The organism is Armatimonadota bacterium (assembly GCA_029907255.1).
GTDB lineage: Bacteria > Armatimonadota > UBA5829 > DTJY01 > DTJY01 > JAIMAU01.
Window position 1 is genome coordinate 214,054 of record JARYMF010000003.1, and the last position, 12,953, is coordinate 227,006.

Sequence of the window (12,953 nt, forward strand, 5' to 3'; positions counted from 1 at the left end):
CCGCACCTCCAGTATTGTTAATACCTATAAATGCGGGTGTACTGTGCACCCGCATTTTGTTATTCAATGTCTTATGCGCCTGAAGGATTTCCAAGCGCTTTTTGTAATTTTGCATATGCGATGTTGTAGTCATAATTCGCTTGGTCAAGGTTAGTTCGCGCCGCCGCCAATGCAGCCAGTGCATCAGCAATTTCTACGGCAGTGCCTACACCTGCATCGTACCTTACCTGCGCAATCTCATATGCTTCCTCTGCTTGAGCAAGTCGGGCTTTGGCAGTCTCAAGAGTTTTTTGTGCTGTTTCAAGATTTAAATACGACTGCCTTATCTCCAGCTCAACTTCAAATTTTGTCTGCTCAAATCGTGAACGTGCTTCGTCAAGCATAGCTTTTGCCTCTGAAATTGCTGCTTTGATTCGGCCACCATCGAATATCTCTTTAGTTAAAACTGCAGCCAAAGTAAAACCGCTTGCCTGACCCGGGTTTTCATTGGACACCACCTGATAATCAGCATCCAATCCAAGTTGTGGGCGCTCGTCTGCTTTGGCTGCTCGAACTCCAGCTTCGGCAGCCGCAATTTGAGCTTTTGCTATGAGTACCTCTGGTCTCTGCGATAATGCAGTTTCAATTAGCGACGATATATCTTTGGCTGGAGGTGAGGGAGGTTTGGGTTCAGACAGGTTGAAAACTTGATTCAGTGGGGCTCCGAGGACTTTATTCAGCGTAATCCTTGCAAGTTGAGCCTGATTTCTCGCTTGGGTAAGGTTCTGTTCAGCCTCTGAAACCTGGGTTTTTGCTCTGATGACATCAAACCTTGGTGCTGAGCCAGCTTCAAATTTGGCGGTGGCAACTTCAAGGTGTTGTTTAGCTGCTACAAGGTTTTGCTCTGCACTGCGAACCAAACTTTCACTTAATAGAACATTGTAATATGCTTCCTTTGCTTCGAGAACAATTTGTGCCTGAACGGCCGCTAGTCTGCCCAAAGCAACATCATATAATGCAACAGCTCGTTTTATTTGAGCCGGTATACGCCCCGCTGTATAAAGTGCTTGCTGGACGCGAAGAATACCAATTGTGTTGTCTGCGGCTCCGATAGAAATAGTTCTAAGCGGAATATTGGGACCAAGTGACGGAATTGTAAAAGTTCCAAGGGCATCGGTATGGAGATATTGAGCGCTCATCAAAACTTGGGGATATTTCGCCGACTTAGCTATATCAATGCGCCACCTGGCGGCTTCTAGTTCATTTCGTGCGGCTCTTACTGCAGGATTCTGCGATACTGCCAAATTCACCGCATCTTGAATAGTAATAGACCGTACCTCTTCGCCAAAAATACGCAAGCAGGTGAGAACTTGAGTCATAAGAATAAGAAAAACCAAGCGCATCAAAATAGCATACCTCCTACTCCGTATATTCAATCCCAAGAGAATGACTTGCCACCTAGTCTGGAGGCTCAGAATATACAACAGAAGCGATTGTCTCACCAACAATTCTTAGCGAATCGGGGCTACACTTATCCACTGTATCCTGCAGTGTGTGCCAATAAGCATAATCGAAGTCAATTACGTCTATACAAGGTATGCCCGCATCAATTAAAGGAACATGGTCGTCTATTATGGTGTATTTTACTTGGTTGGAGAACACTTTATTAAAATTGAGTTTACTAGCTGTTGACCAGACTTTATCAACCACCCACCTGGCTCGCTCATTGGAGTTTCTCTCACGGTAAATTGTCAATTCCTTATCCCCAACCATATCAAGCAATATACCATAGCGTATTGTTGTTTTCCGAACATTTTTTGCAAAATGGCGTGAGCCTAGAAACATATGCTCAGAAGTAGGACCAAAGTCCTCGCCATCGAAAAGTACAATCATCACAGGGACGGGAGGAAGCTTTTTAGCAAAAAGCCTAGCTAATTCAAGGAGGACTGCAACTCCAGACGCACCATCATTTGCTCCTAGAATTGGTTTATTTCGTTGAGTAGGTTCAATTTCCTGGTCGGCAGTGGGGCGAGTATCCCAGTGAGCGCAAAGTAGAACCGCTGGTCGATCTTGCTTTCCAAAACGAGCGATGATATTTGAAAGCTTGTAAGTTTTCTCTGAGCGAGTATGTTCGAAGTCTTGGGTTTGAACTGAATCTGCACTCTTTTTGAGCTCTTCTAGCAGATAGGCCTTTACTTTTTCATGTGCTTCCGTGCCAACAGGCCTTGGACCGAATTCACACTGTTTTTTCAAGTAGGAAAATGCTCTGTTTGCATCAAATTGAGACGCCGTGCTCTGAGCTGAACAACCAGTAATCCCTACTGCAATTAGTGAGAAGGCTAGCAGGAGAAGATTGAGATGAACGGAATACGATTTCCTCATTGATTTTACTGTGCTTTCATGACTCTAATACGGTCTTTTTTGGAATAGTCAACAGTTTGCATTTTTTTCAAAAATTTCTCCACAGCTTCTTTTGTGGTAATTTTGCCAATTTCCTTTATATTAACACTACCCCAGATTGTAAAATACCCATAACCACCTTTGGCTAAAGGCTCAGTAGTAGCAACAGTATATTTCTTTTTCAAATCGATGGCAGAACCACCAATTTTCACACCAGAAACTCGAGAACCCTTAGGGGAATTAGGAGTGAAAGTAAAACTAAGGCCGCCGACCTGCAAGAAACCAAGGTTTTTTCTAGGAAATACCGAAACGCTTCTTTCCAATGCATTTACAACTTCCTTGCCAGTAAGCTCCAAAACTGCTACGCGGTCATTAGGATATTGAAGGCACTCAATAACTTGTTTAGGTTCAACTTTTCCCTTTGGAATGGTAAGTTCGCGAAGCGCACCAGCGGGGAAAAAAGCAATTTGCACATTCATTGCATCTTTGAGGGCATCAGACACAAGGTCCCCGAGTTCGGTTTCTTCTATCTGACAATTAACAGAACTTAGGGGAGATTGGCAATCGATGGCGGCTGGTAATTGAGTCGTCAGAGTCAATATAAATAGAACAACAGTAACAATTCTAGAGCGCATGTTGTAATAAAAACCCAGGCGGCAACTAGCGGTTTTAATTTTCACTGGAAGCAAGCCACCTTAGCCCAGCTCGAATAAACAAGTCGATTTCCCCATCCATAACAGCGTTAATATTCGCTGTTTCAACGCCGGTTCTATGGTCCTTGACCATTTGATATGGCTGGAAAACATACGAGCGAATTTGGTTGCCCCACTCGATGGAACGCAATTCACCCCTGAGTTGAGCCAGCTTTTTCTCGGTCTCCTGGCGCTCCAAATCAAGGAGGCGAGCCTTCAATATGTTCATTGCCATTTCGCGGTTCTGATGCTGTGAGCGCTCATTCTGGCAAGTTACGACAATGCCTGTAGGTATATGTGTTATTCGCACTGCCGAATCTGTCTTGTTGACGTGCTGTCCTCCAGCGCTGCTAGCTCGAAATGTGTCAATTCGAATATCATCCGGGTTAATCTCAACTTCGGTGTTTTCATCAAGTTTGGGGATAACATCCACCGAAGCAAAAGAAGTATGTCTTCGCTTGTTTGCATCAAATGGCGATATGCGGACAAGACGGTGTACGCCCTTTTCAGCCTTCAAGTAACCGTAGGCATTCAAGCCACTAATAATAACGGTGACATTCTTCAGTCCGGCAACTTCACCCTCTACTGAATCTACAATTTCTGAAGTGTATCCTTTCCGCTCTGCCCATCGCAGGTACATGCGAAGGAGCATTTCAACCCAATCACAAGACTCAGTTCCGCCTGCGCCAGCGTTTATCTCCATAATGGCATCGCTTGCGTCGTGCTCGCCACTGAGAAAGGTTGTTAGCTCAAGCTCAGAGAATTGACTGCGTATTGTTTCGAGCTCTGCGTTGATTTCCTTCAGCAATTCTTCGTTGTCGTCTTGTTCCTCAGCCGCTAATTCTATAAATGCCTGGAGATCCTCAATTCTTTTATCCAATGCTAGCCACGGCTCAACCGCTTGCTTTAGACGCGCAATTTTCTTCAACACCTGCTGCGCCTTATCCTGGTCGTCCCAGAACCCGGCCTCAGCAGTTTGCGCTTCGAGTCTTCTTATCTCATCTTGCCTGTCAGCAAGTTCAAAGATGCCTCCTGAGTTCATCAATCTGCTCTTTTAGAGCATCAACTTCCTTTTGAATCTCGATTACCATAGTGTCGTTGTTCTATCCCTCTTTTCCTAAACAACATTTCTTATATTTTTTTCCGCTTCCACAAGGGCAAGGGTCGTTTCTGCCGACCTTATGCTTTCGCTGAATTGTGCTTTGAGCAGACGACCTGCCATTATCCCTTTCTTCCGCAACATCCATGGCGGGAATGTATTCACCGCCATACATGGTTATGTTGCGGAATGGATTTCTATATGGTTCTTGCACAACCTTGACCTGCACACGAAATACCATGCGGAGTATCTCATCCTGGATGCTCTCGAGCATCTGCTGGAACATTTCGTAAGCTTCCTTCTTAAAGGCAATGACCGGGTCAATGCCTGCGTATCCTCTCATGCCGATGCCCTCTTCCAGATAGTCCATTGCATCCAAGTGATCTATCCACTTATTGTTTATCGCGCGCAGAGCAATTTGTCGCTCAAGGTCGCGCATAACTTCGGCACCGAGAAGTTGTTCTCTATCTTCATATGTTCTATCGCCTACTGCATTAAGAAACTCCTCTAGCTCATCACGCTTTTTGCCCTTTAAGTCAGCTGGCCTTGCATATACCGAAAGCGGGAATATCTCGTCCAGCACTTCGAACAAGGTATCTGTGTCCCATTCGCTTGGATGTACTCCTTCGGGACAGTACATATTAATTGCGTTGCTGATTGTTGAATGCAGATATTCGATTATTGTAGGCTTGAGATTAACTCCCTCAAGGATTTTTCTGCGCTGACTGTAAATGACCTCACGCTGGACATTCATTACATCATCATACTGCAGCACGTGCTTTCGGATACTGAAATGGTATGACTCCATTCGCTTTTGCGTGAGCTCTATCATTTTTGAGAGCGGCTTCCAATCAATCGGCTCGTCTTCCTGCCACGAATTTAGAAGCACGCTCTTTGATTTATCGCCGAAAACACGCCACAGTTCGTCTTCAAGCGAACAGTAAAACCTTGAGCATCCGGGATCTCCCTGACGTCCTGAACGACCTCGAAGCTGATTGTCAATTCTGCGGCTTTCATGTCGTTCACTGCCTATTATCGCCAATCCCCCAAGAGCCACGACCTTTTCCGCCTCTGGGTTTCGATTAGCAGTTGACCCCTCAGGTTTGCCGCCCAAAATAATATCTACACCTCGACCAGCCATATTAGTGGCAATTGTTACTGCACCAAGGCGGCCGGCCTCGGCAATTATCTGCGCCTCTCGCTCATGATATTTCGCGTTCAGGACATTATGTGGAACGCCTTCGGCAAGGCTTTGCCTTAGTCGTTCTACTTCTTCAGGATTTTGCACGCCGATTAATGAAGCAAATCGTTCTACATTTTCCGGCGCTAGCATGTCCAAGGAAACTCCAAGTGTCCTTGCCATCGGTAGCAGGCGTCCTAGAGTCAATTCGCCAAACTTTGTATTTAGCAAGGCTATGTATTCCCGCTTTTTCTCGGCTTCAATATCGCGAGCTTCATTAAGCTTTGATTTAAGCACAAAAACTGCTGCCAATAGCTGCAGACGTTCAGGTGCAAGTCGCGAGCTTAAAATTTCCGATTTTTCAATTGAGCGTGTGCCAACTAATACCGGCTGCTGTCGACAATATAGCCGAAGAATTTCTGCCGTGATGCCTCGGAATTTCGCTTCTTCGGTCTTATAAATTACATCCGGGTAGTCTACCCGAATCATTGGCTTGTGCGTCGGGATGACTACAACATCAAGTCCATATATTTTGCGAAACTCTTCTTCTTCGGTCTTCGCTGTGCCCGTCATGCCAGCGAGTTTTTTGTATAGTCGGAAATAATTCTGATATGTAATTTTCGCAAGCGTTTGGCTTTCGTGCTCAATTTTGACATTCTCTTTTGCTTCAACAGCTTGATGTAATCCATCGCCCCAACGACGGCCGAACATCAAACGTCCGGTAAACTCGTCAACTATGATTACCTGATTGTCTCGAACAACATAGTCAACATCACGCTTGAAAATAGTCCTTGCTTTAAGTGCAGCATTTGCATGGTGCATCAATGCTGGATCATCAGCAAGGTTCTCAACACCCATTCCTTGCTCTATTTTCCTGATGCCCTCATCTGTCAACATCGCCGTCCGGGCTTTTTCATCAACCGTATAGTCTTTCTCAGGCACCAGGCGTGCAACAATACGGTCCATCTTGTAGTAAAGGTCGGTCGACTGCTGGGCTTGCCCAGAAATAATTAACGGCGTTCGAGCTTCGTCGATTAGGATGCTGTCAACTTCGTCTACAATTGCGTAATGAAGCTCCCTTTGGACGAGCTCTTCTAGCGAGAAAGCAAGGTTATCTCTCAGGTAATCAAAACCAAAGACGTGGTTTGTACCATAGGTTATGTCGGCCATGTAAGCCGTTCTTTTATCCACACGACGCAGATTTGGGTAGACTGGTTCCTCTTCGTTAACGTAATTTCTATCAAAAATATAAGAAGCCTCCAGCTCGCCTGTTTCTGCATTTGAGCCTTGCAAAGCCCCAACAGTTAGACCTAGAAAATCGTAAATGGGACCCATCCACTGCGCATGGAATTTAGCTAGGTAATCATTAACTGTTACTAAGTGTGCTCCTTTGCCTTCAAGAGCATTTAAGTAAAGGGGAAGGGTGGCAACTAAAGTCTTACCTTCACCAGTTTTCATTTCCGCGATGCGGCCCTGGTGCAAGACTATTCCACCAATCATTTGGACATCGAAATGCCTCAGCCCAATAGTACGCTTGCTTGCTTCCCGAACAACAGCAAAGGCTTCTGGAAGAATGTCGTCAAGTGTTTCGCCATTAGCAAGCCGAGCCTTGAACTCATCAGTTTTCGCACGAAGTTGCTCGTCTGTGAGCAACTCATACTCTGGCTCATAGGCGTTAATCTTGTCGACTATCTTTCGAAGCCTAGCGATTTCTCGTTCATTTCCACTTAATAACCAGCTTATGATTCCCATATATTTAAAATCCATTAATGTGCTTTTGACCTAGTAAATGTTACCATAACCAAGCTTGATTGTCAAAAAGGAGCGCTAGTTATAAATGCTTGCATGTGGTTTCTATTCATACTAATTACAACCATCTATAGGAATTGCTTTTTCATACCGAAAATAATACGTGGAACGGAAAGTTTGGCGCTGCATTCAATCATTCGATGAACACGCTCAAAGTCAGCCATTGTTGTAATTATAAGTAATTACATATTCTGCAAAGTCTCTCTTAAAGGTGAAACAAACAGTGAGCAGGTTCTTAAGGTCAAAAGTTGGATTTTCGCTGGTCGAATTGCTAGTTGTCATCGTCGTCCTGGCAATCCTTGCAGCGATTGTACTACCAAAGCTGGTAGGTGCTAACACTAGAAACAAAGAACAAGAATTAAGAAGTTGTCTGCAACTATTGAGGAATGCTGTCCAGGCATTCTATGCACATACAGGAGTGTACCCAATCCGCCTATCGGATTTATCTGCTACATCAGCACCACCAATTGGATTATCTGAAGATGGTTACCCAAAACCCATTAACTCAGCTAAATGGAGAGGACCATATGTTGATTCCATTCCCGCGGATCCGGTTTCAGGCCGCCCGTTTATTTACATTACCTCCAAACCCAATGTAGGAAAGATTCAGAGCAGCGCTTTAGGAAACTCTGTAGATGGAAAACCCTATAGCGAATGGTAGGTTTTCCTTGGGATTTATTGGAGTATACAACCAGAAGGTATGGAAGAACAAAGAAAAGCTGAACTATTAATAGTAAGACTTCGTTGGATAGCGTTAATCGCAGCCGCGTTTGCAATAGACGATTATGCCAATTCGCCTTTTGCCGCGCTCGCAATTTTTGGAGTCTTTTACTATAACACAATAGCAGCTTTAATTGTTTCAAATAGTCAGATATACAGCAAGTATTCAAGATTCTTTGGTTTATTTACAAGAGGGCTCGATTTTAGCGCAATTTCGCTTGCATGCCACAGCGGCACCCCAGGCACGGAGAACTTCTTTCTCCTATATTGTTTTGTTATTGTAAGCACAGGTTACGTATATAACCACGTGCGGCCAATACTAGTTGCGCTTGCCATCAGCGTAATTCTCGATTTTTCAGGTAGTCTTATTAACATATTGCAAAACGGCAAACCCCATGATATTCCAAACCAAATAACCAGCCATATAGCAATTTTTGCGGGTGCGGCGCTTGTAACAGCTTATATTCTTGCGTATAGAAAACAGCAAGAAACAATGCGAACGAAGGAACGAAAGCTTTCGGCATTGTTTGAGTTTGGCACACGGTTCACGTCGGCGACTGATCTTCCACAATTCTTGAATCATATTCTCGACACCGCTGTTTCTGAAACAGGTGCAGCAGGGGGACTCATAATGCTTGTTAACTCTGACACGGGTGAGCTCTTCACTGCGGCTGAGCGGTGGTTTGACCCAACTTTTCAAAATAAAATATGCGACTTTTCAATTGAAAAATGGGTACAAACATCGGGACACCCGGCTTTTATACCAGGAATCCTTGACGATGATACAACCAGCGTGCCAATTCAAAACAAGGTAGCAATATGTGTGCCCTTGGTTGAAAGCACCCCAAACACAATGCTGGGAACACTAGAGAAAAGCAATTTCAAAGTTGTTGGAACCCTTAGTGTATACGGTTCCTGACTCACCGCCATTTGCGCGCGAAGATCTTAACCTTCTCCGAATGTTGGCGACCCACGCTTCAATGGGCGTCGTAAACGCAGGTCTTTATAAAGAACTCCATGACAGATTCCTAAAAACACTCCAATCACTTGCAAGAAGCTTGGAAGCACGGGACCCCTACACACAAGGTCATTCATATAGGGTATCAGAAATTTCAGTGCTTGTTGCCAAACAACTTGGTTTATCTCCCCAGTCTACAGAGGCACTACGGAATGCTGCATTGCTCCATGACATAGGAAAGATTGGAGTGCCAGATAATGTGTTGCGTAAGCCAGGAAAACTCACTGCAGAGGAACGCCTAATAATACAAACTCATCCTATTACCGGTGAGAATATTTGCCGTCCGCTTGACATGGGGGAAGAGGTTCTTTTCTTAATTCGCCACCACCAGGAACGCCTCAATGGAACAGGGTACCCAGACCAGCTGCCCGCATATCAGCAACCCTTATCGCTTAGGATACTCTGTGCTGTTGATGCGCTTGATGCAATGAGTTCCGACCGCCCATACAGGAAAGCATTGAGCGCAGCGGAGAGGGTAGAGCAATTAGATAAAGGAGCAGGGATTGAGTTTGATCGCCAAGTAGTAGAAGTCTTGAAATCTTTGCTATCATCAGGTGAACTTGACCGCTTTTACTCCTCAATCAAGGATGAAGAAATGCTCAAGGCCGCTTAACAAGCTACCCCCAAAAGAAGCCAAAGTCGTATGCTCCAGAGTTAGTTATTTTGAAGCTGTAAGTTCATAAACTTTATCAAGCGAGCATGACATTCCTGACAGAATTCGGCTGACTTACGATCAGTATCGCTTATGCTATTCGAGAAATACATTACACATTTTGGGTTCACACAATGGCCAAGACCAAAAGTATGTCCTAGCTCATGAACAGCCTCCTTGATTGCGCGCTCTTCCAGAAGTTCTTCGTTTCCAGGAAGTCCATAGAACTCTGGATAAAGACGATGAAGGGATATTATTGCAACCTCGCCTTCCATCACTGCTTCACCAAAAACGAAGTTCAGTTGAGGAACATACAAATCAGCTTCTGTTATTCCAACAAGCCTAAATGCATCAGGCGGTAGATTGTCCTTAAGAAAATGAAGTATTTTAGTTGAATGATATTGTCTTCGCGTAGGATTGAATGCGCCGGGAGGCATCGGTATTGCATCGAGCACCTCAATAGGCATGTGAAATACTGATTCCAATGCGCTCACAAGCCTATTGAGCACCTTTCGGTTGGTACTATTAATAGGCTGTAGATATATTTTTAGCACCATGCTTCAGAGCTTTCAATCAATACTGCTCGTGCCGGACTCCCATCGCCAGCCTCAATTTTTAGAGGCAGGCAAATCAATGTGTATTTACCCGCTGCGACGTTGCGTAAATCCAACCCCTCGATGATTACTATGCCAGCGCTTAGCAATGTCAAATGAGTAGGATGTCCCTTGCAACGAAACTTTTCGATGGAGAGATAATCGGTTCCGATAAGACGCGTCCCGCGTTCGACAAGCCACTGAGCAGCATCCGGAGCAAGGTATGTAAAATCTGTTCGGAATTCTTCCTCGTACCAGAAATCGGAATTTCTAGTTTTGAGCAATAGCCTGGTTGTGTTTTCTGGTATCTCTGAAGCCTGTAGCACCGACAAATCTACGACTGGCACATCCCCAACATCGCACACATAGCATTCCCCAATCAGCATATCTAGAGACACACTATCCAAAGTTGGAGCACCTTCAATCATGTGAATAGGTGGGTCAACATGAGTGCCCGTGTGCGTCCCAAGCTTAAGAGCCGATAAGTTCGAGCTAGCACCTTCAGATATTCGACCGATTGGCGTAATTTCAACACTAATGTCACCTGGATAAACCGGCATTCCAGGCCTAATTGGAAGGGTAATGTCAATAATCTTCATATTTCCTCCTTGCTCTTTAATTTTGAGTAACTTCGAAATAAAACAAACAATCCGAAGACGATTGTTATTCCAAAACAAAAATAAACGAACCAATCCCCCATTCGAGTATAAAAGGTCTTTTTGTCTATTGGACTAACATCCGCTATGATTGTGCCCGGCTCAAATATCCCTTTTTTGGCAAGGATTCTCCCGTGCGGGTCAATAATACAAGAGACTCCTGTCGACGCAGCACGAATTAGGTAGCGCCTATTCTCAATGGCACGGAATACCGACTTTACAGCATGTTGTTCAGCAGCAGCAGTTCGCTTGAACCATGCATCATTTGTTATTACACACAAAACTTCTGCACCCGCAGAGGCAAGTTTTCGAGAGATTTCTGGGAAAATGGACTCGAAACAAATTGCAAGCCCCAATTTATGAGGTCCGCCTGTTAATATGTTGAAACCTGGCCCAGGCGAAAGGTCAACAGGCGTCACCCGGTAGTATGAAAGAAAAGGCAGATACTTTCTTGCCGGAACAAACTCGCCAAACGGAACAAGATGTACTTTTGCATATTTTGCTATAATTCCTCTTCCAGGAGCAATCAAGAATCCACAATTAAAACACTTGCCATCTTCATCTTCATTGTGAGCGCCAACAAGCAGATATGCATTGGAATCGGCTGCCAAAGTAGACAGAAACGCCTGAAGATAGTAATCAGTCCCCGGATTGCCGGGAACGGCAGTTTCAGGCCATACTATCAAACGCGCACCTTCACGGCTAACTTGCCTTGTGAGTTCACGATAGGTACGCAAAGTTCGCTCAATGTACAAGTAATCCTGAGGTACATCTTGGTCTATGTTTCCTTGAACCGCCGCAGCTCGAAACTTTTTTGAGGAGGTTTCACCTGTTTGCAAAATAATAACTCCGTAAGCTAAAACTGCGGCTAACACCACTGCCACGATAACAGCCTGGGCTTTGAACAGCTTTCCATTTGCCACATTTGCCAACGTGGAGTTCACTAACGCAACAAGAAAAGAAACGCCCCAGACTCCTGTAATTGCGGCGATTTGTATAAATGGGAGGAAAGAGTGTTGACTATAGCCAATGTCGCCCCAAGTGAAGCCCATCATTCCTATTGACCGAAACCATTCGCAGCAGATCCAAAGCGCTGGTAGGAGAAATAATCTTCCCCATGCGCCAAGAGGCCTTCCTAAAACGTTCGCTAAAATGACCCATAATAAGACGAAAAGCGACTGAAAAATAGCAAGTAATGCCCATGGTAACTTTCCAAAAATTAAAATCCAATACAAATGGCTTGCAAAAAAACCAAAACCAAAAGCAAATCCGCATGCGAGTGATGCGCGTAATTTCGAATTGCAGACAAAATACATGAGAGGTGAAAGCGCCACCCACGCCAGCCAATGTTGATTTGCTCTGGGAAATGCAAGTGACAAAGCCACTCCCGACAGGAAGCATGCAAATACCCGAAAGACCCCCATATACTTGTGCCTGTTGTAACCCATATCTGCTTCTGTTATAATCCTCCTGTGAAAAGGCTCAGATTCATTTTTAAATATTTATTTGCATTTCAGGCTGTTATTTTGATATTGCTCATCGTCGGATGCGCACGAACTCCCTCGGGCATTTTGTTAACGCAAAAGCGCGAGCTGACCTTTCAAATCCAATTCGACGCCCCAATAAACGAAGCATACTACTACTTTATTGCCATTGACACAAACACCGATAATGGCAAGTATCCAACGCCGATTTTTCCCTCGCTATTAACAGGCGACAGATGGGTTACCGGCGGGGTAACACATTTTATCAGATACTACCAAGGCAAATACACCTTATACAAAGTAAATAATCTTGATACTTTCGACGTCGAACCAATTGGGGCACCGATACGTTTTGACAGAAGTGATCCGTCCAGCCTTGTGTTCACCATCGACCTAAATGACATCCAGGCAACCAGCCAATCAATAGAAGTCAACTTCATAACCGCAAATCAACTAGGAACGCCAACCCGCTTTCTTGATGCCCTTGGTAAGTCCGGCACCGAATTCCTAGAAATAGGCATTACAAATGATCAAACGATTATAAATACTGGCGTTGAAACAATTGGCGATGTTCTAAATGAAAATCGTGAGATTCAGCCTTCGACTGACCTCATCAAACCTCTTGACATTAAAGACTTCCGCATTCAGGTAGACGTCTGAAAGCCTTTTGT

General features: G+C 44.6%; 12 protein-coding genes. 4 read left to right on the top strand and 8 right to left on the bottom strand.

Annotated elements, in window-relative coordinates; translation table 11 throughout:
* Nucleotides 1-71: 71 nt before the first annotated feature.
* The 5 genes from QHH26_03650 to QHH26_03670 all read right to left on the bottom strand — a co-directional run bounded on the left by QHH26_03650 (nt 72) and on the right by QHH26_03670 (nt 7,117).
* Nucleotides 72-1,382 (bottom strand): TolC family protein, encoded by a 1,311-nt coding sequence (locus tag QHH26_03650; GenBank protein ID MDH7481059.1) that lies wholly within the window; start codon nt 1,380-1,382, stop codon nt 72-74.
* Nucleotides 1,383-1,437: 55 nt separating this feature from the next.
* Entirely contained in the window at nt 1,438-2,361 is a 924-nt protein-coding gene (locus QHH26_03655) for a M28 family peptidase (protein ID MDH7481060.1), read from the bottom strand.
* Between the two features lie 5 nt (nt 2,362-2,366).
* Nucleotides 2,367-3,059 carry a 5'-nucleotidase gene (locus QHH26_03660; GenBank protein MDH7481061.1) on the bottom strand — a complete coding sequence of 231 codons (693 nt, stop codon included), beginning with the start codon at nt 3,057-3,059 and terminating at the stop codon, nt 2,367-2,369.
* Nucleotides 3,049-4,162, bottom strand: a protein-coding gene (gene prfB, locus QHH26_03665) for a peptide chain release factor 2 (GenBank protein ID MDH7481062.1) whose coding sequence is annotated in 2 segments (ribosomal slippage) — nt 3,049-4,092 and nt 4,094-4,162 — 1,113 coding nt in all. Because the reading frame shifts where the segments join, the coding sequence is not laid out codon by codon here. The genes QHH26_03660 and prfB overlap by 11 nt, the downstream gene beginning before the upstream one ends.
* A 12-nt stretch (nt 4,163-4,174) precedes the next feature.
* Nucleotides 4,175-7,117, bottom strand: coding sequence for an SEC-C metal-binding domain-containing protein (locus QHH26_03670; GenBank protein MDH7481063.1), 2,943 nt, complete (start codon nt 7,115-7,117; stop codon nt 4,175-4,177).
* 265 nt (nt 7,118-7,382) lie between these two features.
* Between QHH26_03670 and QHH26_03675 the strand changes: the two genes are divergently transcribed.
* Genes QHH26_03675 through QHH26_03685 form a run of 3 tightly spaced genes read left to right on the top strand, consistent with a single transcriptional unit; the run spans nt 7,383 to nt 9,510 of the window.
* Complete coding sequence (locus tag QHH26_03675) at nt 7,383-7,820, top strand: prepilin-type N-terminal cleavage/methylation domain-containing protein (GenBank protein MDH7481064.1); 438 nt, start codon at nt 7,383-7,385, stop codon at nt 7,818-7,820.
* A 39-nt stretch (nt 7,821-7,859) separates the two neighbouring features.
* Nucleotides 7,860-8,798, top strand: a complete 939-nt coding sequence (locus QHH26_03680; protein MDH7481065.1) for a hypothetical protein — start codon at nt 7,860-7,862, stop codon at nt 8,796-8,798.
* Entirely contained in the window at nt 8,782-9,510 is a 729-nt protein-coding gene (locus QHH26_03685) for an HD-GYP domain-containing protein (protein MDH7481066.1), read from the top strand. Before QHH26_03680 ends, QHH26_03685 begins: the two co-directional genes overlap by 17 nt.
* A gap of 41 nt (nt 9,511-9,551) precedes the next feature.
* On the opposite strand, the gene QHH26_03690 is transcribed toward QHH26_03685, so the two are convergent.
* From QHH26_03690 to lnt, 3 genes are read right to left on the bottom strand one after another with little or no spacing between them, the layout of a single operon-like run.
* Nucleotides 9,552-10,106 (bottom strand): archaemetzincin family Zn-dependent metalloprotease, encoded by a 555-nt coding sequence (locus QHH26_03690; GenBank protein MDH7481067.1) that lies wholly within the window; start codon nt 10,104-10,106, stop codon nt 9,552-9,554.
* Complete coding sequence (locus QHH26_03695) at nt 10,097-10,741, bottom strand: cyclase family protein (protein ID MDH7481068.1); 645 nt, start codon at nt 10,739-10,741, stop codon at nt 10,097-10,099. The genes QHH26_03690 and QHH26_03695 overlap by 10 nt, the downstream gene beginning before the upstream one ends.
* Nucleotides 10,738-12,222 (bottom strand): apolipoprotein N-acyltransferase, encoded by a 1,485-nt coding sequence (gene lnt, locus QHH26_03700; GenBank protein MDH7481069.1) that lies wholly within the window; start codon nt 12,220-12,222, stop codon nt 10,738-10,740. The genes QHH26_03695 and lnt overlap by 4 nt, the downstream gene beginning before the upstream one ends.
* A gap of 102 nt (nt 12,223-12,324) precedes the next feature.
* Here lnt and QHH26_03705 point away from each other — a divergent pair, with 102 nt between their 5' ends.
* Nucleotides 12,325-12,942, top strand: a complete 618-nt coding sequence (locus QHH26_03705) for a hypothetical protein (GenBank protein ID MDH7481070.1) — start codon at nt 12,325-12,327, stop codon at nt 12,940-12,942.
* Nucleotides 12,943-12,953 lie beyond the last annotated feature (11 nt).